Annotated in this window: 19 protein-coding genes and 3 tRNA genes; 6 read left to right on the forward strand and 16 right to left on the reverse strand. The window is 71.5% G+C overall.

Translation table 11 applies throughout. From position 1 onward, the window contains the following. Window positions 1–163: 163 nt before the first annotated feature. From ACRDP3_RS15165 to ACRDP3_RS15185, 5 genes are all read left to right on the forward strand, one after another. Entirely contained in the window at window positions 164–817 is a 654-nt protein-coding gene (locus ACRDP3_RS15165) for a hypothetical protein (RefSeq protein WP_431517482.1), read from the forward strand. Window positions 818–885: 68 nt separating this feature from the next. Then, on the forward strand, window positions 886–2,160 hold the full coding sequence (gene purD, locus ACRDP3_RS15170) for a phosphoribosylamine--glycine ligase (protein ID WP_431517465.1): 1,275 nt from the start codon (window positions 886–888) through the stop codon (window positions 2,158–2,160). Window positions 2,161–2,491: 331 nt separating this feature from the next. After that, window positions 2,492–4,165: a hypothetical protein gene (locus ACRDP3_RS15175; protein ID WP_431517466.1), complete on the forward strand. Its 1,674-nt coding sequence runs from the start codon at window positions 2,492–2,494 to the stop codon at window positions 4,163–4,165. A 170-nt stretch (window positions 4,166–4,335) separates the two neighbouring features. Beyond that, window positions 4,336–5,832, forward strand: coding sequence for a N,N-dimethylformamidase beta subunit family domain-containing protein (locus ACRDP3_RS15180; RefSeq protein WP_431517467.1), 1,497 nt, complete (start codon window positions 4,336–4,338; stop codon window positions 5,830–5,832). Between the two features lie 135 nt (window positions 5,833–5,967). Beyond that, window positions 5,968–6,912, forward strand: a complete 945-nt coding sequence (locus ACRDP3_RS15185) for a phosphoribosylaminoimidazolesuccinocarboxamide synthase (protein ID WP_431517468.1) — start codon at window positions 5,968–5,970, stop codon at window positions 6,910–6,912. Window positions 6,913–6,927: 15 nt separating this feature from the next. Here ACRDP3_RS15185 and ACRDP3_RS15190 read toward each other — a convergent pair. Further along, window positions 6,928–7,003 (reverse strand) — tRNA-Gly (locus ACRDP3_RS15190). A 288-nt stretch (window positions 7,004–7,291) separates the two neighbouring features. Between ACRDP3_RS15190 and ACRDP3_RS15195 the strand changes: the two genes are divergently transcribed. Then, window positions 7,292–8,314: a helix-turn-helix transcriptional regulator gene (locus ACRDP3_RS15195; protein ID WP_431517469.1), complete on the forward strand. Its 1,023-nt coding sequence runs from the start codon at window positions 7,292–7,294 to the stop codon at window positions 8,312–8,314. A gap of 18 nt (window positions 8,315–8,332) precedes the next feature. On the opposite strand, the gene ACRDP3_RS15200 is transcribed toward ACRDP3_RS15195, so the two are convergent. From ACRDP3_RS15200 to ACRDP3_RS15270, 15 genes are all read right to left on the reverse strand, one after another. Beyond that, window positions 8,333–9,802 carry a phytoene desaturase family protein gene (locus ACRDP3_RS15200; RefSeq protein WP_431517470.1) on the reverse strand — a complete coding sequence of 490 codons (1,470 nt, stop codon included), beginning with the start codon at window positions 9,800–9,802 and terminating at the stop codon, window positions 8,333–8,335. Next, a complete protein-coding gene (locus ACRDP3_RS15205; RefSeq protein WP_431517471.1) occupies window positions 9,799–11,685 on the reverse strand; it encodes an ABC transporter ATP-binding protein in 1,887 nt (628 codons plus the stop codon). The genes ACRDP3_RS15200 and ACRDP3_RS15205 overlap by 4 nt, the downstream gene beginning before the upstream one ends. Before the next feature lie 11 nt (window positions 11,686–11,696). Beyond that, window positions 11,697–12,455 (reverse strand): class I SAM-dependent methyltransferase, encoded by a 759-nt coding sequence (locus ACRDP3_RS15210; protein ID WP_431517472.1) that lies wholly within the window; start codon window positions 12,453–12,455, stop codon window positions 11,697–11,699. 32 nt (window positions 12,456–12,487) lie between these two features. Next, window positions 12,488–12,754 carry a hypothetical protein gene (locus tag ACRDP3_RS15215; RefSeq protein ID WP_431517473.1) on the reverse strand — a complete coding sequence of 89 codons (267 nt, stop codon included), beginning with the start codon at window positions 12,752–12,754 and terminating at the stop codon, window positions 12,488–12,490. Between the two features lie 21 nt (window positions 12,755–12,775). After that, complete coding sequence (locus tag ACRDP3_RS15220) at window positions 12,776–13,444, reverse strand: hypothetical protein (protein ID WP_431517474.1); 669 nt, start codon at window positions 13,442–13,444, stop codon at window positions 12,776–12,778. Beyond that, the gene (locus ACRDP3_RS15225) at window positions 13,441–15,345 is read right to left on the reverse strand and encodes an alpha/beta fold hydrolase (protein WP_431517475.1); all 1,905 of its coding nucleotides are present in this window, start codon (window positions 15,343–15,345) and stop codon (window positions 13,441–13,443) included. Before ACRDP3_RS15225 ends, ACRDP3_RS15220 begins: the two co-directional genes overlap by 4 nt. 181 nt (window positions 15,346–15,526) lie before the next feature. Next, entirely contained in the window at window positions 15,527–15,706 is a 180-nt protein-coding gene (locus ACRDP3_RS15230; RefSeq protein WP_431517476.1) for a hypothetical protein, read from the reverse strand. An 85-nt stretch (window positions 15,707–15,791) separates the two neighbouring features. Next, on the reverse strand, window positions 15,792–15,965 hold the full coding sequence (locus tag ACRDP3_RS15235; protein ID WP_431517477.1) for a hypothetical protein: 174 nt from the start codon (window positions 15,963–15,965) through the stop codon (window positions 15,792–15,794). Between the two features lie 493 nt (window positions 15,966–16,458). Beyond that, window positions 16,459–17,121 (reverse strand): response regulator transcription factor, encoded by a 663-nt coding sequence (locus ACRDP3_RS15240; RefSeq protein WP_431517483.1) that lies wholly within the window; start codon window positions 17,119–17,121, stop codon window positions 16,459–16,461. A gap of 2 nt (window positions 17,122–17,123) precedes the next feature. Then, complete coding sequence (locus ACRDP3_RS15245) at window positions 17,124–18,407, reverse strand: sensor histidine kinase (RefSeq protein WP_431517478.1); 1,284 nt, start codon at window positions 18,405–18,407, stop codon at window positions 17,124–17,126. Window positions 18,408–18,455: 48 nt separating this feature from the next. Beyond that, window positions 18,456–19,268, reverse strand: a complete 813-nt coding sequence (locus ACRDP3_RS15250; protein WP_431517479.1) for an ABC transporter permease — start codon at window positions 19,266–19,268, stop codon at window positions 18,456–18,458. Beyond that, window positions 19,265–20,242 carry an ABC transporter ATP-binding protein gene (locus ACRDP3_RS15255; protein WP_431517480.1) on the reverse strand — a complete coding sequence of 326 codons (978 nt, stop codon included), beginning with the start codon at window positions 20,240–20,242 and terminating at the stop codon, window positions 19,265–19,267. Before ACRDP3_RS15255 ends, ACRDP3_RS15250 begins: the two co-directional genes overlap by 4 nt. A gap of 179 nt (window positions 20,243–20,421) precedes the next feature. Further along, window positions 20,422–20,494: transfer RNA gene (locus ACRDP3_RS15260), tRNA-Gly, on the reverse strand. A 79-nt stretch (window positions 20,495–20,573) separates the two neighbouring features. Continuing rightward, window positions 20,574–20,645, reverse strand: a tRNA-Gly gene (locus ACRDP3_RS15265). 123 nt (window positions 20,646–20,768) lie between these two features. Next, window positions 20,769–21,086 (reverse strand): histone-like nucleoid-structuring protein Lsr2, encoded by a 318-nt coding sequence (locus ACRDP3_RS15270; protein ID WP_431517481.1) that lies wholly within the window; start codon window positions 21,084–21,086, stop codon window positions 20,769–20,771. Window positions 21,087–21,433: the final 347 nt, after the last annotated feature.

The following is a 21,433-nucleotide window of genomic DNA, read 5'->3' on the forward strand; positions in this document are numbered from 1 at the left end:
GCACCCGCTGGGGCTCGCGGAAGCGCCCGCGGGGCCGCCCGCGGAGCCGCCCGCGGAAACGCCCGCCGAAGCGCCCGAGGCGCGGCTGCCGCCGTGACGGCTTCCGGCCGGCCGCGGGACCGGCTACCGTCTCGCGTTGACCGAGCTGTGGATGGAGTACCCCTTGGCATGTGACCTCTGGCTGGTCCCCCTCGTCGATGTGCTGTGTCACAGCCCCGACAACCCCTTCGCCGAGGAGATCGCCGCCTACGACAAGGCGTTGACCGACGCGGGCCTGCCCCCCGTACCCGTCTACCGCTACATGCCGGGACTCACCGGCGACGTCGCACCGGCCGCGGGCTTCGACTACGACGCGCTGCACTTCCTGCGCCGCGCCCACCTGCTGCACCTGTGCGGTCTGGAGGTCACACCCGTCGACGAACTGGGCGGTGACTACGAGCAGTTGCTGGAGATGTTCGAGACGACCGCGCAGCAGTCGCATCTGGTCTGGCACTACGACCACGCGGGCGCCTACGTCCCGCTGGACTTCGCCGCACCGCTGGCCACCGACGAACTGATGGCCGGCGGCGGCCCGCTCGGCTCCAGCCACGGGCTGCTGCGCGAACTGGAAGCGGTCGCGCCCCACCTCGGGGTCGAGCCCGGCAACCCGCCTCCCGCGCCGGCCGCACCCACCCGTCCCACGGATCTGGAGGAGCCCGCGGCGCCTCCGGTCACGCACGGGGAGGGACCGTTCGCCCGGGAACGGCACGTCTGGTCGGGCCTGCACGCGGCGGCCACGCGCAGCCTGGCGCAGGGCTCGATGATCGTCTTCAGCTGACCGGCCTGCCGGCCTGCCGGCCGCGGGGCCGGAGACCGCTCGGGCGGACGGCCGATTACGCTGGTGCCGTGAGAATCCTGGTCATCGGCGGCGGAGCCCGCGAACACGCCCTGTGCCGCGCACTCTCGCTGGACCCCGAGGTCACGGCGCTGCACTGCGCGCCCGGCAACGCCGGAACCGCCGAAGTGGCGACGACGCACTCCGTCGACGCGCTGGACGGCGAAGCCGTCGCGGACCTGGCGCAGGCACCGGCGGTGCGTGCCGATCTCGTCGTCATCGGGCCGGAGGCGCCACTGGTCGCGGGGGTCGCGGACGCCGTACGGGCGCGCGGCGTCGCCGTGTTCGGGCCGTCGGCCGAGGCCGCACGGCTGGAGGGCTCCAAGGCGTTCGCGAAGGACGTGATGGCCGCGGCGGGCGTGCCGACGGCACGCAGCTACCTGTGCACCACTCCGGCGGAGGCCGACGAGGCGCTCGACGCCTTCGGCCCGCCCTACGTGGTCAAGGACGACGGTCTCGCAGCCGGCAAGGGTGTCGTGGTGACCGACGACCTCGAAGCGGCACGCGCGCACGCGCGAAGCTGCGAGCGCGTCGTGATCGAGGAGTTCCTGGACGGCCCCGAGGTCTCCCTCTTCGCGGTCACCGACGGCGAGACGGTGGTGCCGCTGCAGCCCGCCCAGGACTTCAAGCGCGCCTACGACGGGGACGAGGGTCCGAACACCGGCGGCATGGGCGCGTACTCGCCGCTGCCCTGGGCCGACCCGGAACTGGTACGGGAGATCGAGCGGACGGTGCTGCGGCCGACCGTCGACGAGCTGCGGCGACGCGGCACTCCCTTCTCCGGACTGCTCTACGCGGGACTCGCCATCACCTCGCGCGGCGTCCGTGTCATCGAGTTCAACGCCCGCTTCGGCGACCCGGAGACCCAGGCCGTACTGGCCCGGCTCCGGACCCCCGCTGCGGGTCTGCTGCACGCGGCGGCGACCGGGCGGCTCGCCGCGTTCCCGCCGCTGCGCTGGAGCGAGGACGCGGCGGTCACCGTCGTCATCGCCGCGCACGACTACCCGGACAAGCCCCGCACCGGCGACGTCATCGAGGGGCTGGACGCGGTCGCGGAGCAGGACGCGCCCGACGCGTACGTGCTGCACGCCGGCACCCGGCGGGACGCCGCGGGCCACGTGGTCAGCGCGGGTGGCCGGGTGCTGTCCGTCACCGCGACGGGCGCCGGGCTGGCCGGTGCCCGCGAGCGGGCGTACGAAGCGATCGGACGCATCCGGCTGGACGGCTCGCACCACCGTACGGACATCGCGGCGAAGGCCGCCGAGCAGGCTGCGCATACCTCGTAAGCGCCGCACCTTTCGCAGACCGGCCGAGCGACGGCATAAGGGGCACCTCCCTCACCCGCCTGGAAGCAAGAGCTCTCCCCAAAGCCATTCCATCGAGTGACCGGGGCGCGGAGCGGCTGACGGGGATCGGTCCCCCAACTATGGTTCCGCGCAGGCCGCGTGAAGCGTTCTCGACTGGCCCAGCGCACATTGCGCTGTCAGTCCGCGGTGCCACAGTGGGGAAAGCCGAAGGCCGCCGAAGGCCGGAGATCCGGGCACGACGTCTGGGGGTGAGCAGCACGTGGTGGGCCAGCAAGCAGGAGCGCGGTCGGCGCGCTCACACGCACTGTCCGTGCTCCGCGTCCGCGGCACGGCGCTCGCCGTCGCGCTGCTGCCGGCCGCCGCGGCGGTGATCATGGGCACCGGCCGGCTGACCGGCCGGCTCGGCGCGGGCTGGGACGGCGTGACATGGGTGGTGAGCGCCGTCGCGCTGCTGGTGCTCGCGGTGGCCGCGGGCGTCGGGGCGGTGATCGTGGGGGCGCGGCCCGCCGTCGCCCCCACCGTGGACGTCGACGAGAGCTCCGCCCCGGACCTCTACCACCTGGTGCGGGACCTGGCCGACCGGCTGGACGTCCCGGCTCCCTCCGGCGTGGCACTCACCCCGGACTGTGACAGCTGGCTGGAGGACCGCAGCCACGCGGCGCACGGCGAGCGGAAGGCGCCGGTCCTGGTCATCGGGTCGCCCTTCCTGTGGTGGATGCGCGTCGCCGAGCTGCGTGCCGTGCTCGCTCCCGTGGTCGCGGGGACCGGCCCCTCGGCACACCCCGACATAGCCGCGGCCCGCCGCTTGGTGCGGGGTCTCGACGCGGCGATCGCGGTCGCCGCGGCGGCCGCCGCCGGGGACCGGGCACACGAGGACCACCCGTCGCGTGTCCCGTCCTGGGCGGCGGCCGTGTGCCGTCCCGGCCTCCGTCTCGCGGGCCGGTGTGCCCGCCTGATGCTCCGCGCGTGCGCTCCGCACGCGGCCGAGATGGAGCGGGGGGTGGCCGCGGCGGCCGCGTTCCGTGCACAGGGTGTGGATTACGCGCTCCGGACGGCGGCACAGGAGCAGGTGGGGCTCGCCTACGCGGGCTGGGACCGGCTGCTCACCCGGGTCGCCCTGCCCGCCTGGCGGATCGGCCGCTGGCCCGCCCAGCTGGACGCGGGTGTGGTCTCCGCGCTGACCGAGCTCTCCCGCCGCGACCGGCTCGCGGAGGGCTTCACCTCGCGCCTCGGCGAGCGCCCCGCGTGCGACCTCCTCGATGAGCCCGGCGTCGTCGACGAAGCCGTCTCCCTGCTCGCCGCCCGCCTCTTCCACGGCGGTCCGCCGGAGCCCGGGCCCGACTGGGCGCCGGTGGACTGGCAGGCGTACCCGGAGGAGGTCGTCGACCGCATCTGGCGTACGCACGCCGCCCGCCTCTTCGCGGCCCTCGACGCGCTGGACGACGCGCCCGCGACCGCCCCGGCGCCGGAAGCCGGCGGGCACGACGCCGATGATCTGCGCGGGCCGACCCTGGGCCGGGTGCTGGAGCGGTTCGCAGGAGGCCCCTCCACAGACACGGACACGGACACAGGCACGGACACAGGCACGGACACCGAGGTGCTGGCCGCCCGCGTCGGTGCCGCCGTCGCCAGGGAGGCCGCGGCGTTCCAGGGCGACGCGGCGCTGGTCGCACCGCTCATCGCGGGCCCGGGTGACGGTACGGTCACCGCCCCGATGGGGCTGTCGATCCAGCCGCCGCGCAGCGGCCGGGAGCTCATGGCGGAGCACGTGACCGCGGTGGTGTGCTGTGCGGCCGTCGACACCGCGGGCGCGGCGCCGGGGCTGGACTGGCTGGACGGGCCCACGCTCCTCGTCGACGGCGAGCGCGCGGCGGACCTGACGGGCCCGGTGCTCGATCTCGTGGAGCGCGGGGACGCGCGGGCGCTGCGCGACTGGCTCACCGCGGTCGGTATCCGCCCGGACAAACCGGTCCGCCTGGTCTGACCCGTCCCTGCCCCCGGGAGCCGGTCCGGCGTTCGGCCCGGTGGGGGGCGTACTCAAGCCGAATTCGCGACGCGGGGTGACGCGACGCTCGCGTAATGTGATGGGCTGATGGCGGTAACGACCTGCACCAGGGTCGCAAGGGGCGGGCGGGCAACGGAGTGGGGTCGCAGGTGGGGACGGAAGAGATCCGGCGCTGGGAGTCGGGGGCACTGGCGCACGCCGTCACCGACCCGTTCGGTCAGGGACCGCTGCCCTGGCTGCGGTGCGGCGAGCACTACTTCGACAACGGCCAGGTGGTGCCCTGGTACGTGGACCACGCCGACCTGGACGAGCTGCTGCCCGGTGACCGCCGCCGCCGTACGGCCGGCAGCAGCGGCCCGCGCACCGCCGACGACGTGCACTGCCAGATCAAGGGCTTCGCCGACAGCGGCGGCGGTACGGCCCTCGGCGAGTCACTCGACTTCCGTATCACCGTCGATCCGCCCCAGCCCTTCAGCGCCGACGTCTACCGGATCGGGTACTACGACGGCGCCGGCGCCCAGAAGATCACCACCAGCCCGCGGCTGTCCGGGATCAGCCAGCCCGCCCCGCTCGCCGCCGAGCGCACCGTCTCCTGCCACCACTGGTGGCTCTCCTGGCGCCTGCAGATCCCCCTGGACTGGTCCACCGGTGCCTACGTCGCCGTCCTGACGACAGCCGACGGCATGCACCGTTCGCACATCCCCTTCACCGTCCGCGACCGCGAACCCGCCGACCTGCTCCTGGTGCTGCCCGACATCACCTGGCAGGCGTACAACCTCTACCCCGAGGACGGCCGCAGCGGTGCCAGCCTCTATCACGCCTGGGACGCGCAGGGCCGGTTGCTGGGTGAGGAGGAGGCCGCCGTCACGGTCTCCTTCGACCGTCCCTACGCCGGCGCGGGACTCCCCTTGCACGTCGGTCACGCCTACGACGTCATCCGCTGGGCCGAGCGCTACGGCTACGACCTGGCCTACGCCGACGCCCGTGACCTGCACGCGGGCCGCGTCGACCCGTCGCTCTACCGCGGCCTGGTCTTCCCCGGCCACGACGAGTACTGGTCGGCGCCCATGCGGCACGCGGTGGAGCGGGCCCGGGACGGCGGCACCGCGCTGATCTTCCTCTCCGCCAACACCATGTACTGGCAGGTGGAGTTGGACCCGCTGCCCGGCGGCGACCCCGACCGGCTGGTGACCTGCCGCAAGCGCCGTGGTCCGGGCCGTCCGGCCCGCTGGCGTGACCGGGGTGAACCGGAACAGCACGTGCTGGGCATCCAGTACGGCGGTCAGGTGCCCCGGCCGTACCCCCTGGTGGTGCGGAACACCGGTCACTGGCTGTGGGACGCCACGGGAGTGGCCGACGGCGACGAATTGCCGGACCTCGTCGCGGGAGAGGCCGACCGCTATTTCCCGCGTACGAGCCTGCCGGTCCACACCGACCGCGTCCTGCTCGCCCACTCCCCCTACCGTGACGCCCAGGGCACCCGCCGCCACCAGGAGACCTCGCTCTACCGTGCCCCGTCCGGCTCCCTGGTCTTCTCCGCCGGCACCTTCGCCTGGTCGCCGGCCCTCAACCGGCCCGGCCACGTCGATGCCCGGATCCAGCGTGCGACGTCCAATCTCCTTGACCGGGTGTGCAAGCGCGCCTGACCGGCCGACCTGACCGGCCGACCTGACCGGCCGACCCTGCCGGGCCCCGCGAGCGTCCGTACGGGACAATCGGAATCCGGCCGCGCGATTCGGCGTGGCCGGACCCGCTGTGCCGACGTGACCCCCGGAGGACCCGTGTCCGGATTCGTGGAGACGCCCGACCCCGTGCAGGTGCCGGGTCTGCTGCACCTGCACACCGGCAAGGTGCGCGACCTCTACCGGAACGCGGCGGGCGATCTCGTCATGGTGGCCAGCGACCGCGTCTCGGCGTACGACTGGGTGCTGCCCACCGAGATCCCGGACAAGGGCAGGATCCTCACCCAGCTCTCTCTGTGGTGGTTCGAGCAGCTCGCCGAGCTCGTCCCGAACCACGTCATCGGCACCGACGTGCCGGAGGGCGCGCCGGCCGACTGGGCGGGGCGCACCATGGTGTGCCGGTCGCTGCGGATGATCCCGGTGGAGTGTGTGGCGCGCGGCTACCTGACCGGCTCGGGGCTGGCGGAGTACGAGCAGACGCGTACGGTCTGCGGTCTCGCCCTGCCCGAAGGGCTCACCGACGGCGCGGAGTTGCCGGCCGCGATCTTCACCCCGGCCACCAAGGCCGCCGTCGGCGACCACGACGAGAACGTCAGCTACGAGGAGGTCGCCCGCGAGGTCGGCACCGAGACGGCCACCCAGCTGCGCCAGCTCACGCTCGCCGTCTACCAGCGGGCCCGCGACATCGCGCTGGACCGCGGCATCATCCTGGCCGACACGAAGTTCGAGTTCGGGCGCGGCGAGGGGGACGGCGAGGACGGCATCGGAGTCCCGGCCGAGACCGACTACCTCGGACTGGTACTCGGGGACGAGGTGCTGACCCCGGACTCCTCCCGCTTCTGGCCCGTCGACCAGTGGAAGCCGGGTCGCGCCCAGCCCTCCTTCGACAAGCAGTTCGTGCGCGACTGGCTGTCCGGTCCGGACTCGGGCTGGGACCGCGGAGGGCAGCAGCCACCGCCGCCGCTTCCGGAACGGATCGTGGAGCGCACCCGCGAGAAGTACGCGGAGGCGTACCGGCTGCTGACCGGCCTCGAGTGGTCCTGAGCGCCTGGAAAAGACTGGAGCGGACGACGAGGTTCGAACTCGCGACCTCAACCTTGGCAAGGTTGCGCTCTACCAGCTGAGCTACGTCCGCAGTGGGCAGGCCGCACATGCGCTGTGCGGCGCCACAAGTCCACTATAAACCAAACGCACTCACCTGTTACCGGAGGCAACCCCTCCGTCAAGGATCGTGCATACCGGGGCAGAAGCACACCGCATGGCAGCGGCACGCGAAATGTTAGCCGTACGAGGGGTGTTGGATGCCTTCGTTTTTTCTATGCTCGGACTCCTGTTCCGGCCCGTGGGCTCCCAAAGCTTTACGACCACGACCACGCCCACCCCTCAGCGGGCCAACAGGCAACCGAACAGGGGGAGATCAGCCATGGGTACGAACGAGATGTCCTACCTCGGCCTCACCGAGGAGCAAGAGCAGATCTATCGGCTGTGCCTTCGCGAGCCCGGTATCGGGCTCGACGCCCTCACCGACCAGCTCCGGATCCTCCCGAACGCCGCACGCCGGGAGTTGCGGCGGCTGCGGGAGCTGGGACTGCTGCGCAGCGGGGGCACCTCCCACGCGCAGGGTGCCGCGGGGGACGATGGACTGGCCGCCGCCGACCCGGACGTGGCGGTCGCACGGCTGCTTGACCTGCGCCTGCACGAACTCCGCGAGAAGCTCCAACGGGTCACCCAGCTCAGACCGTTGGTGGCCTCCCTGCGCGCGGAGCGGGGAGAGCAGCGCCCGCCCGCCGTGGTCGGTATCGAGCAGGTCACCGACCTGGCCAAGATCCGCGACCGGATCGACGACCTGGCCTTCTTCGCGCGGGAGGAGGTTTCCCTGGTGGAGCCGGGCAGCGTCCTGCGGGAGGAGGAGATCGAGCAATCCCGCCCGCGCGTGCTGCGCTGCCTGCGCCGCGGACTGTCGGTGCGCAGCGTCGTGATCCGCAAGACCCTCGATCACCGGCCGACCGTGGAGTATCTGCGGGAACTGGAATCGCACGGCGCGCGGGTCCGGCTGATCAGCCACACCGCGGCGAAGATCCAGATGTACGACCGCCGGACGGCGGTCGTCCCGGTGCACCCCGAGGACAACGCGCGGGGCGCGCTCTTCGCGCAGGAGAGCGGCCTGGTCTCCAACATCCTCGCCCTGTTCGAATGGATATGGGCCGAGTCGGACGAGCTGGGCTCGGCGCTGGGCGAGCCCAGGCCGGACGAGGGCGGGCCGTCCGAGCTGGAGCGGCTGGTGCTGCGGGCGATGTGTTCCGGCGGCAAGGACGAGGCCGGGGCACGGGACCTGGGCGTCTCGGTGCGCACGTACCGGCGCTACATCGCGGACCTCATGCAGATGCTGGGCGCCGGCAACCGCCCGCAGGCCGCCCTGCTGGCACGCGAGCGCGGCTGGATCTAGGGCCGTTCGCCGGGCGGTCTACGGGGCGAGGCTGGGCGCGTCCCGTAGACCGAACCGGTGCCGCAGCGCCGAGCGGGCGGCCAGATAACCGGCCATGCCGTGCACGCCCGGGCCGGGAGGTGCCGAGCCGGAGCAGAGGAAGACGCCGGGCAGCGGCGTGCGGTAGGGGTCGATCCGCGGCACCGGCCGGGCGAGTGACTGGTAGAGCGTCATCGCGCCCGCGCCGATGTCGCCGCCCACGTAGTTGGGGTTGTACGCCTCCAGGTCGCGGGCGGAGGTGCCGCGGGCCGCGATGACCGTGTCGCCGAAGCCGGGCGCGTACCGCTCGATGCGGGAGCGCACCAGGGCGACCGGGTCCCGGGTGTCGCCGTTGGGCACATGCGCGTACGCCCAGACCGGCCGCTTGCCCGGCAGTGCCCGCCCGGGGTCGGTGGCGGCCGGGTCGACCAGCAGCACGAAGGGCTCGTCGGTGGCCACGCCGCGGACGGCCAGCCCCTCCTGGCGGGCGATGGCGGCGTGGCTGCCGCCCAGATGGACCGTGCCCGCGCGGCCGACCTCCGGGGCGGTCCACGGGATGGGTTCGGAGACCAGGAAGTCGGCCTTCGCGGCACCCGGACCGTAGTGGAAACGGCGCAGCTGCCGGGCGTAGCGGGCGGGCAGCCGATCGCCCGCCAGCGAGAGCAGGTGGCCGGGGGTGGTGTCGAGGAGGACGGCGGAGACGTCGCCGAGCTCGCGCAGGCCGGTGATGCGGCGGCCGGTGTGGAAGGTGCCGCCGTGGGCGCGGATGTCGTCTGCCATGACGTCGGCGATCCGCTCGCTGCCGCCGCGTGGCAGCGGCCAGCCGGTGCCGTGCGCGAGGTGGCCCAGCAGCATGGCCACCGCGCCGGAGGCGAGCGAGGGAAGCTTGCCGACGGCGTGCGCGGCGACGCCGGTGAGCAGGGCGGGCGCTACGTCGCCTCGGAACCCGCGCAGCCGCCCGCCCAGGTGTGCGGGCAGCCGGCGGGCGAGCAGCAGCGGTGCGGCCAGGTCCGGCGGCAGGGAGCGCTGGCCGCTCATGAAGAAGTCCACCAGGCCCGTGCTGTGCTCGAGCAGCGGAGCCATCAGCCGCCGCCAGCTTTCGCCGTCCGGGCCGAGGTGTTCGCAGGTGGCGGCCAGGTCGGAGAAGGCGAGCCCGGCGCGCCCGTCGTCCAGCGGGTGGGCGTAGCTGATCTGCGGGTGCAGCAGTTCCACGCCCCGCTCGGCGAGCCCGAACGCACGGAAGAAGGGAGAGGCGGCGGCCATCGGGTGGACGGCGGAGCAGACGTCGTGCCGCACGTCGCTGTCGAAGTACGCCTCGCCGCGCAGCCCCCCGCCGAGGGTGGCGGCGGCCTCGTACAGCTCCACACGGAGGCCCGCGCGGGCCAGCGTCACCCCGGCCGCGAGCCCGTTAGGGCCGGTGCCGACGATGGCGACCGAGTCCCCGGTGCCGCGGTCCTCGCCGGGCTTCATGTAGTGGCCGCCCGCAGCTGGGAGGTGGCCAGCCGCCGGTAGAGCGTGTCCCGCTTCATCAGGTCGTGGTGCTCGCCGCAGGCCCGTACCCGGCCGTCGCTGAGCACCACGATCTTGTCCGCGTCGATCACGGTGGAGATGCGGTGCGCGATCGTGATCACCGCGCAGCGGGGGGCGACCTTGCGCAGGGTGTCGCGGAAGGCGTTCTCGGAGTCGGAGTCGAGGTTGGAGGTGGCCTCGTCGAGCAGCAGGACGGCCGGCCTCTGGAGCAGCGCACGGGCGATGCACAGGCGTTGCCGCTGGCCGCCGGAGAGCCCGCTGCCCTGGTCGCCCAGCTCGGTCTCGAGGCCCTGCGGCAGTCCCGCGACCACCTTGGTGAGACCGGCCAGTTCGACCACCTCGCGGATGTCGTCCTCGGTCGCGTCGGGCTGGGCGTACACCAGGTTCTCCCGTACGGTGCCGCGCATGGCCGCGCTGTCCTGTTGCACGTAACCGACCAGTCCGCGCAGCGTGTTCAGCGGCATCGTCTCGATGTTCCTGCCGCCGATCAGGATGCTGCCGCCGTCCAGCTTGTAGAAGCGTTCGATCAGCTGGAAGAGCGTGGTCTTGCCGGCGCCGGACGGGCCGACGATGGCGGTCATGCCGCGGGAGGGCACCGTGAAGGAGATGTCGGAGAGGGTCTCGGCCGGCTGTTCGCCCTTCGGGCCGGAGGCTTCCCCCCGTTCTCCGTACCGGAAGTTCACCGAGCGGAACTCCACGGCGTCCCGGTCCTCGGACAGCGAGGACTTGACCGCGGACGGCGACCGGTAGCGCCGCCGGTCGATGACGCCGCCCTCCTGCGGGAGGGTGGTGAGGTCGTCGACCCGGTGTATCGCGGCGCGGCCCTGCTGGAACTGGCCGATGGCCAGGAAGAAGAGCACGAGGGGCGAGACCATGTAGAAGAGATACATCACGAACGCCGTGAGGTCGGCCATCGTCATCGTCCCGCGGGTCACCCGGGTCATGCCCACACCGACGACGACCGCCAGCGCGGCCTGCGTCCCGACGTTCATGGCGGGCATCAGCAGGGAGTTGAGCCCGTTGACGCGGACCCCGGAGTTGCGGGCCCGCCAGGCCAGCAGGCCGATCCGGTGGGTCTCGCGGTCCTCTGCGCGGGACGCCTTGACGGTGGGCAGGGCGGAGAGCACGCGCTGCACGTCGGAGCCGTAGGCGCTGGTGTCGCCGCGGTTGACCACCGCGGCGCGGCGCACCTGGCGCGCCAGCAGCAGGGAGACGCTGCTGGCGGTGCCGAGGCAGGCCAGCGTGATGAGCATCATCCAGAAGTCGATCAGGAACATGACCACGACGCCGCCGGCCACCGTGAACCCGTTGATCACCAGCTGCGCCAGGCTCTGCGACAGCGCGATCTTGGCCAGTGAGGTGTCGGAGACCGTACGGGTCAGGACGTCGCCCTGCTGCTGTTTGCCGTACGCGGGCAGGTCCACGTGCAGCAGGCGCCGGCTGAGGAACATCCGCACGTCGTAGGTGATGTTCTCGCCGGCCCGCCCGATCATGTACGACTGCAGCGACGAGAAGCCCGCGTCCACGCAGAACAGCACCACGAGCAGGAGGACCGCCCCGGACAACGGCTTGTTCTGGCCCGCCTGTTTGATCAGCTCGCCGATCGCGTACGGCTGTGCGAGCGAGGCGGTCACCCCGATCAGGCCGACCACGATTCCCGTGCCGAGGAGAGCACGGTGCCGCCGTGCCAGATGCCATACGGCGGCACCGCCGGTGCTCTCACCCTCCCGCCTGCGCGCGTGCGCCGGGCCGATCCGCTCCTCAGGGCCTTCCACGCGGAGGGTCCTGGAGCTTCGGCCGGCGCTCGCCTCCAGGGTGCTCATGCAGGGTCACCTCAGGGTTGGGTGTAGGTGCTGACGAACATGGGGGAGTCCTCCGCGTAGGGCGTCTCGTTCCAGTCCGCCCAGCGCGCGGCCGGGCGCAGACCGGCGCTCGCCGCGTACTCGTCCACCTCCTCCGGCGTGGTGAGCCGGGCCAGTTCGGAGCCGACCGAGGACTTTCCGTCCTCGAACCAGATGTGCGACGCGTGCCACAGCTTCCGGTCCTCGAAGACGGTGGAGTAGGTCAGCAGTCCGGTGTTCGGCTCCGGATACGGGATGAAGTACGAGGTGCGCTGCTGCCCCTCGTGCAGCGCCCGTACGCCCCCGGGGTTCGACGTCTCCACGACGAGGGTGCCGCCGGGGGCGAGCCGGTCCGCGGCGTGCTGGATCGTGGCCCGCTGTTCCTCGGCGTCCAGCAGCATGGAGAAGGTGGCGCAGACGCAGTAGACCAGGCCGTATCGCGCCTCGTCGGTGTAGGTGCGGATGTCGCCGTGCACCGCGGTGACGTCCGCACCCGCCTCCTTGGCCTTGGTCTCCAGCTGTTCCAGCATCTCCGGCGAGGAGTCGACGCCGGTGACGGGGAAGGCGCGCCGGGCGAGGGGGATGGCCACCCGCCCGGTGCCGACGCCGAGTTCCAGCGCGCGTTCTCCGGGCCGGGGGTGCAGGGAGGCGAGCTTCTCCACGGTCGGCTCGGTGTAGGCGCCGCTCGGGAAGATCCGGTCGTAGAAGCCTCCGAACTGCCGCCCGTAGCCGATGTCGTCCACAGCGCTCATCAGGGCCTCCTCTCGGTCTCGGTGTGGCTGCCTTACTTCTTCTTCTTGGAGACGTTCAGCGCGATGGCCGCGACGATGATGACGGCGATGGCAGCGATGATCATGGTGGGAGTGGACATGGTGACCCCTTCCGGGAATCTGGTGGTGGTGCCCGCGCTTACGACCTGGTGCGCGATAGCGGGCGGGCTCCCGACGCCCTGCGACTCCGCCTCCGGCGTTGTCGTCGGTCGACGACGCTCCGCGTCGCCTCCCTCCTCCGCCTTGGATCCGAAGCCGCATGACGCCGCTCGCTGATCCACCCTCTATCGTGCACCAGGTCGTTACCGTGCGGGCGCTGCGGGACGCTCGTCGGTCGAGTCGTCCCGTATGTGGAAGTCGTGGGACGGGCGGGACGGACGGACCGAGTCCGTCATCGCCGTGTACGGGGAGACGAAGATGACCTCCGGCTCGGTGGACTCGTCGTAGCCGGTGGCCCGTACGAGAGTGAACTGGAAGCCCTTCACGTCCCCCGCCGCGTTGTCGGCGGCGAGGGCGTCCCGCTGGATGCGGTCACGCAGCAGCCGGTAGGCCGGCAGCTTCACCACATGGTCGAAACCCTTGTCCAGCGAGGAGATGAGTTCGGTGCAGATGTCGAAGACCGCCTTCTCCGGCCGGCGGCCGGGGAACCAGAAGATCTGCGGCAGCTTGCGGCCCGCGATGACCTCCACCATCCGCCAGGGAGAGGTCTCCCCTTCGTGGTTCAGCGTCCGGTAGAGGAAATGGTAGTCATGCTGGGCCGGAGTGGGGGCGAAGAAGCGCCAGTTGGGAAAGAGCGCGGAGAACATGTCCAGCCGCTGCGCCCGGTTGAAGACCGGGTTGGGATGCTGCGCGGCGAGCGTGCCGATGAGGACGGCGGCGGACGCCGCACGCGTCACCCCGCCCGGTCCGGTGAACGCACGGGAGAGCAACGAGCGCGCTCCCGTGGCGGTACGGGCTGCCGTGCCGTTCATCGTGCCTCCTTGGGCTGGTTCCCCCGGGACCGGCGCTGCCCGCCGCCGTCCCCGTCATGTGCCTCGATCTCGTGGAGGAACGCCAGGATCCGGCGTCCCACCTCGCTGCCCAGCCGGGCTTCGGTGAGCATGGTGTCGTGGTCCGCGCCCTCGAGCACCGAGTTGTGCACCACGCGCCCGGCACCGCGGTGGGCGGCGGCCAGTTCGTTGTGCATCAGCAGCTGCTCGGGGTCACGGTCGACGGTCCGCTGCGCGGAGAGCACCATGGCGTGCGACGCGATGGCCGGGAGGTCGCCGGTGAACTCGCGGAACTCGCGTTCCGTCGCCTCCCATTCGCGTATCCCGGCCCGCCACAGCTTGCTGTCCGCGTACTGCGCGAAGGCGCGGCTGCGGGCCTCGGCCGGCAGGTCCTGTACCCAGCGCGGGCGTACCAGCAGGGCGCCCAGACCGGCCCGCAGGCTGCGGGAGAACATGTTGAGCCCGTCCTTGAGCCGGTCCGCCGTCTCCTGCTGCTGCTTGGAGCGGGTCAGTTCCGCGGGGTGCGAGCTGTCCAGATAGATCAGGCCGCGTACCCGGCCGCCCAGTTCGGCGGCGGCGCGCCGCGCGAACTCGCCGCCGAGCGAGTGGCCCACCAGGATCACGTCCCGGCCCTCCGGCACCGCGCCGTCGACCAGATCGACCAGGTCGTCCACCGACTCCTGCAGGCTGTACGGGCGTGAGCTGTGGTACTGGCTCGGCCCGTAGCCGGCCCGGCTGTAGGTGATGATCCCGTAGTCGCTCTCCGCGACCAGCTTGTTGGTGATCCAGCTGAAGTGCTCGGCCGTGGAGGTCATGCCGGTGCCGAAGACCAGGACGGGCGAGCGGTCGTCCGCCGGGACGCGCTCGTTGTAGTGCAGTACGTCGCCGTGCCGGGTGGTCAGCACCCGGCCGTTCGGCCACGGGTCGGTCGCCCGCAGCCGCCGCATCGCCGCGAGGAACCCGGCCACCGTGACGCCGACGGCCGCCATGGTCGCGGCCGTGGTCAGCGCCCGGTCGTCCCGGCCGGCCACCGCGGGGTGGTGCTTGGGCGCACTGGTGTAGGCGACCATCGGGTGCATCGCCGTGAAGGAGGTGACGAAGCGGCCCAGGCCCATGAGATAGCCGTTGGCCACGTGGAAGGACGCCGCGCTGGCCAGGATGGGGCGGACGAGTGAGCCGCCCTTGAGGTAGGCCACCGGGAAGAGACATTCCAGCGCGAGCACGCCGTGCGCGAGGTAACGGGAGGGCACCGGGTAGCGCCGGGTGAGGTTCCAGAAGCCTTCGTGCCCGTAGGTGCGGGTGCGCATGATGCCGTCGAGCGCCGAACCCTCCCGCCACGGTGCGCCCAGCAGCTTCACCCAGCCGGAGACGACGTAGGAGAGGTTCGCCTGCAGCGCCACGTACCACAACAGGGCGTCCTGCACCGCCGGCTGGGTGGAGAGGCGGGCCATTCCGGCCGTCGTCTGGACGAGCGAGGCCACCTGGTCGGAGCCGTCGGTGCCGTACCGGTGGCGGGGGTAGAGCGCGGCGTTGCTCACGCCGAGGAAGATGTTGGCCGCGCCCCGCCAGCGGGCGTTGCCGGGCGCCAGCAGCGCGGCGCTGGCGGCGATGCGGGCCACGTGCAGCGCCTTCGTCGCCCCGGGGCTGCTGACGGCGTCCAGGAAGCGCCGGGTCGGGCGGGTGGACCCGGCGTGCACATCGCGGGCGATGTCCCAGTCGTTGAGCCCGCCGCGGCCGATGTGCCGCTGGTGGGTGATGTATTCGAGACTGGAGGTGAGTGAGGTGAGCGCCGACAGCCGTTCGGACACGGCGAGTGTCCGGTCGCGGGAGATCGGCACCGGTCCGAGAAATGTCGAGGTCAGCTTTTTGGCAAGCGATTTCACGGTGGTCTCCTCGGGGCGTGCGGCGAGGGGTTGAAAGATCGCTGGATAAGTGATGGTGTTACCCGATCGGCCGGTGAGAGGACCGGCCGACCGGGCGGAGTCCCGATTTCACATGGCGGCGCAGCAGAGGGTGGTACTTCTCCTACACGGTCTTGTGACTAGCGGGTAATTGAACAGCGATTCAGCCCTGGCCGGCCTCGAAGGCCGCGACCGTCGCCGAAGCGATGGCGACGCCGCCCAGGAAGGCACCCGGGGTGGCCAGCACCGGAGAGGCGCCGGAGAAAACGGTTCCGTCGGTGTCGGTGATCTCGATGGACGAGAGCTCCGCCGACATGTTGATGTGCGAAGTCACTTCGTTCATGTGCACTCTCCTGTTCAGTTGATTCTGCTGTGTGTACGGGGGATTCCGGCTGTGCCGCAGGAGTCACCCGGAGGCGGATCGGTGGTCAGCCGACAGCCTGGCCGGCCGCGTACGCGCCGGTCACGACGGCCGCACCGGTGACGAAGGCGCCCGCGAGGGCCGGGGTGGCCAGGACGGGGGCGGCCTTGTCGGCGATCTCGCCGGCGTGCTCCTCGTGCAGCTCGCCCTGGATCTGGAGATTCATCTTCTCTTCGAGCATGGATTCCTCCTGCATGTGAGACATGGCTGGCTGTTTTCGAAAGCGGTTGAAGTCAAGAACCGGGAGTGGTCATCGGGCGTGCCCCGCCGGGATGAGCTTTCGGTCGTCACCGTAAACTGCAACGAAGCGGATCGCTCTGGCGCGCCTACCTCCCCGTGAATGCCTTGGCTCGCTTCCAGACATGAAGATGCCAGCATCGGGAGAGCGGCAGAAGGGGAATCCGTGTCAGTTTGTTGCAATGGGGCGCGACAGGTTTATGCCAGCGCCCGTACAGGCCTGGACCTGGTCCGTTTCTGTGGCGCCGGTTCGCCAATTCGCCGATCACTAAGCTCAAGTAAAGCTCAATCTTCTTTGAATATCACGGGGGTGGCGAGGGATATCCACGTCCGAGATATTTGGCACGACCCTTCCCTGCGCGACCGAATGTGCCCGAATTCTTCCTTCCGGTGTGGTGCGTACCGTCCTGCCGCGAGTGCGAGGTGGGCGGCGGCCCTCAGAGCCAGCCGCGCTCGCGTGCCATGCGCGCGGCCGCGTGCCGGTTCTCGGCGCCGAGCTTCGCGGTGGCCGCCGAGAGGTAGTTGCGTACGGTCCCCACCGTCAGCGAAGCCCGCTGAGCGATCTCCGCGACCGGGGCGCCGTCGGCGGCCAGTTCGAGCAGCTCCGCCTCGCGTGCCGTCAGCGGCGAGTCGCCGGCGCTGATCGCGTCGGCCGCCAACTCGGGGTCCACGTAACGGACTCCGGCGTGCACCGAGCGGATGATCTCGGCGAGCTGCTGCGCCGACGCCGTCTTGGGTACGAAGCCGCGCACCCCGGCGGCCAGCGCCCGCTTCAGATGGCCGGGCCGCCCGTGACTCGTCACGATCATGGTCCGGCAGCCGGGCAGCGCGTCGCGCAGCTGCCTGGCCACCTGCACCCCGTCGGCTCCGGGCATCTGCAGATCGAGCACCGCCACGTCCGGCCCGTGCGCGCGCGCCATGGCCAGCGCCTCCGGACCCGAAGCCGCCTCGGCGACGATCGTGAGGTCGTTCTCGAGCGCCAGCAGGGCGGCCAGCGCGCCGCGGATCAGGTGCTCGTCGTCGGCGAGCAGGACGCGGATGCGGGGGGCGCCCTCGTCCGTACCGCTGTCGCTGTCGCTGTCGCTGCCGGTGTCGCTCAAGCTCACGCTGCCGTGTCCTTCCCACCCTCGGGCGCACCGTCTTCCGTGCCACCGTCGAGGGGCACCACGGCCGTCAACCGGAACGTACCGGTGGTCTCCTCCGCCACCCGCACTGTGCCGCCGAGAGCGGCGAGGCGCTCGCGCAACCCTGCCAGCCCTGAGCCCGCCTGTCCGCCCAGGGAGGCGCGCGCCCCGTCGTTCTCCATGACCAGCAGTGCCGTCTCCCCGGCGGGGTCCGTGCCCACCCGTACCGTGCACCAGGTCGCGTCCGCGTGCCGCAGCACGTTCGTCGCGCCCTCCCGTACGACCCAGCCCAGCGCCGCCTGCACCGGAGCGGGCAGCCGGCCCCCGCCGGCGTCCTCGGCCCGGCAGTCGACACCGGCGGCGCGCAGGATGCCGCGGGCACCGGCGAGTTCGGTGGCCAGGTCGGCCTCCCGGTAGCCGCGCACCACCGCCCGTACCTCCGACTGGGACTCCCGGGCGATCTGCTGCACCTGCGCCATCTGTTCCACGGACGCCTCCGCGGCCGCGCCGCGCTGCACCAACTGCACCGCCAGCTCGCTCTTGAGCGCGATCGCCGACAGGTTCCGCCCCATCACGTCATGCAGGTCCCGGCCGAACCTCAGCCGTTCCTCGGCGACCGCCAGCCGTGCCTGTGCGTCCCGCGCCTCCTCCAGCTCCCGTATGACGGCGATGTACCAGGCGGAGGAGCGGCCCGTGAAGACGGAGATGAGGCTGCCGAAGGCCACCACGACGGCCGAACCCAGCAGGTTCGGCCACGGCTGGCCGGCGGCCGCCAGCGAGGCCACGACGATGACCACGAAGCCGCCGATGACCAGCACCGCGGTCCGCCGCGGCACCGCCACGCCGAAGGTCACGGCGAACGGCGCCAGGGTCCCGTAGAGCGCCAGGCCCGCCGTCGCCGCCCCCTCGACCGCGTCGAGGGCGACCAGCGTCACGGTCAGCGCCGACATCGCCGACACCAGCGTGGCGAGCACGCCGAAGCGGGCCCAGGAGACGCCGTCGGTGCCCAGATAGCTGTCGACGGCCTGCCGCAGCAGCCCCGTGCAGAGCACGCACTGCAGCAGCCCCATGCCGAACACCGACCAGACGAGCGCGAGCGGAAGGGGGCCCGGCCCGGCGTTCGGCAGCAGCTGGATGACGAGGCCGGTCTGCATCACCCACGCGTACGCGACGAGCAGCCACCGCGTCGACGCCTCGACCTGCTCGTGGCTGCTGCGCTCCTGCCACCGGCGGTACCGGGGTGCCACCCTCCAGCCGTTCACCTGCCCGCGCTCCTCACCGGTGCTCGTCCGGGTCCCGTCCAGGTCCGTCTATCGCCGTGGTTCCCAGCGGAACCACCGGCGTACAGCAAACACCGCGAGCACCGTCCACAACACCGCGACACCCAGCGCCCGCGCGGTGTCCAGGCCGCTCAGCTGGCCGGCCCAGCCGCCGCGTACCAGGTCCATCAGCGGCGACACCGGGAGGAAGGCGCACACGTCCGCCAGCCGGTCCGGCATCACATCCAGCGGCACCACGACGCCCGAACCCACGAAGGAGACCGCCATGAAGGGGAACGAAGTGATCTGGGCGGCGTCTGTGGTCCGGGTGAAGGCGGCGGAGGCGGCAGCCAGCACCACCATCATCACCATGCCCAGCAGCAGGCCGGCGGCGACGAGTTCGGGCCGTTCGGGCATGGGCAGGTCCAGCAGGACGGCGCCGCCGGCGAGCAGCAGCACGCACTGCGCCAGTGCGATGGCGACCGACGGGATCGCCGCGCCGGCGAGGATCTCGCCGTCCCCGGCCTCACCGGTGCGCAGCCGCTTGAGCACCAGTTCCTCGCGTCGCGCCACGTAGATGCCCAGCAGATTCGCGTACACGGCGAAGACCAGCACGTAGCCGATCGATCCCGGGATCAGCACCATGCCGATCGACAGTCCGGTGCCGGACAGATCCATCCCGCTGATGGTCTGCCGCATCAGCACCGTCAGCAGGACGGGGGTGGCCAGCGCGACGAACAGCGCGGCCTTGTTGCGCATCAGCAGGGTGAGTTCAGCCCGGCCCAGCGCGCGCAGCCGGCGTCCCATCGCCGAGGTGTTCACCTTGCCCGGCGCCCGTACCGCGGCCGCTTCCGTCGTACTCATACGCGCTCCACCTCCAGCCGCTCCGGCGCGGAACCGTCCTTGTCGTCCTCGTGCCCCTCGTGCCCCTCGTCGTCCTCAGGCAACTGTGCGATCTCCATGAACACTTCCTCCAGGGTCGCCGTACGCGCGTGCAGCCCCTGCAGTTCGATGTCCGACTCCCGTGCCCACAGCAGCAGGTCGGTCAGTGCGCTCTGCAGCCGCGGTGTACGGATCTCCACCCGTCCCCGCTCCAGCGTGGCGGGCGGCAGCGACGCCGGCAGGTGGTCCGGTTTCACGCCGTCGGGCAGCGCGAAGCGGATGCTGGACGGCCGTTCCGCCACGACCTGTTCGCGGGTGCCGGTGCTGATGATGCGTCCCGACCGCATGATCGCCAGCCGGTCGGCCAGCGCCTCGGCCTCCTCCAGGTAGTGCGTGGTCAGCAGTACGGTCGTGCCCGACGCCCGCAGCTCACGCACCAACTCCCAGGTCTCGCGGCGTCCTTCGGGGTCCATCCCGGTGGTCGGCTCGTCAAGGAAGAGCACTTCGGGGCGGCCGACGAGCGCCATCGCCAGGTCCAGCCGCCGCCGTTCACCGCCGGAGAGCTGCTTGACCCGTACGTCCGCCCGGCGCCCCGACAGTCCCACCTGTGCCAGTACCTCCGGGACGGGGCGCGCGTCGCTGGTGCAGCCCGCCCACATCCGGACCGTCTCGGTGACCGTCAGTTCGGACGGGAAGCCGCCCTCCTGCAGCATCACGCCGGTACGCGGCCGTACGGCGGCCCGGTCGGTGTGCGGGTCGAAGCCCAGCACCCGTACGCGCCCGCCGCTCGGCCGGGCCAGCCCTTCCAGCAGCTCGACCGTGGAGGTCTTGCCCGCTCCGTTGGTTCCCAGCAGCGCGAAGATCTCGCCCTCACGCACGGAGAACGAGACGCCGCGCACGGCCTCGAAGCCCTGCGCGTAGCGCCGCTTCAGTCCTTCGACTTCGATCGCATCCATACCCTCAGCCTTCCGCCCCGGCGGACCGTCGAATGGTGCGGGCTGTCACGAGTGCGGATGACGAACGTCATACGGGCGTCCCGCCGTGCTCGCCTCGAAGCCGTGCTTCGCCGCCGGCGTGCTCGCTGACAGAAACGCGCAGAGGCCCCGGTCCGAAGACCGGGGCCTCTGCGTTGCGGAGCGGACGACGAGGTTCGAACTCGCGACCACAACCATGGCAAGGTTGCGCTCTACCAGCTGAGCTACGTCCGCATTGCCTCCACCCGGCTTCCCGGGCGGTGCGACCCACACCCTACCTGATCGTTTCCGATCAGGATTCGGTGAAGGCGAGAGCGGGTGACAGGGATCGCACACTGCGCCTCCCCCTTGGAAAGGGGGCGCTCTACTACTGAGCTACACCCGCGTGCGCCGGAAGGTTTCCCTTGCGGCGATGCACCGACTCTAGCGGATCAACCGGGGTGCCTGGCAAGTCGGGGCCCGCCGGCCGGGCGGTCGCCCGGCCCGGTCGCGGGCCGGGCGCCGGATGTCAACGGGCGGCGTTGAAGGCGTCGTAGACCCGCTTGGGGATGCGGCCGCGGGCCGGCACCTCGAAGCCGTTGGAGTCGGCCCAGGCGCGCACGGCGCGGGGGTCGGGGGCGATGGCCGTGCGGGTGTAGGCCTTGCCCGACTTGGCCCGCTTGCGGCCGGCCTCCACGAAGCGGGCCAGGTCCTCCCGCAGTTTCTTCGCGTTGTCGACGCTGAGGTCGACCTCGTACGACTTCCCGTCGAGCCCGAAGGAGACCGTCTCCGATGCTTCGCCACCGTCGATGTCGTCGGAGATTGTCACCACTACGCGTTGCGCCACGGATATCGGACCTTCCATTAGGACCACGGAATGGATCACCGGGCTTCTCCGCACCGGCATGGGAAGACCGGGTGGCGGAGCAAGTGATCCGTCGGATGCGGAACAGTGTCATTTCTTTTGTACAACGACGGGCTTTGCAGTGTGAAGGGAGAGTATTTCGACTCGCGTGTCAGAACGCAATCGCGACCATACTTTTTTCACGGCGTTTTTCCCAGGGCTTCGGCAGTGCGCCACCGATATCAACGCGCGTAGATATCGAGGGCCGGGTACGCTGGCGAACACGCCGCTTCGCACCACGCGCGCAGCGCGCACCAGCGCTCAAGCACCACCACCATCACCGGGAGTAC

It is taken from the genome of Streptomyces sp., assembly GCF_050698815.1.
In the GTDB taxonomy this organism is placed as follows: Bacteria; Actinomycetota; Actinomycetes; order Streptomycetales; family Streptomycetaceae; genus Streptomyces.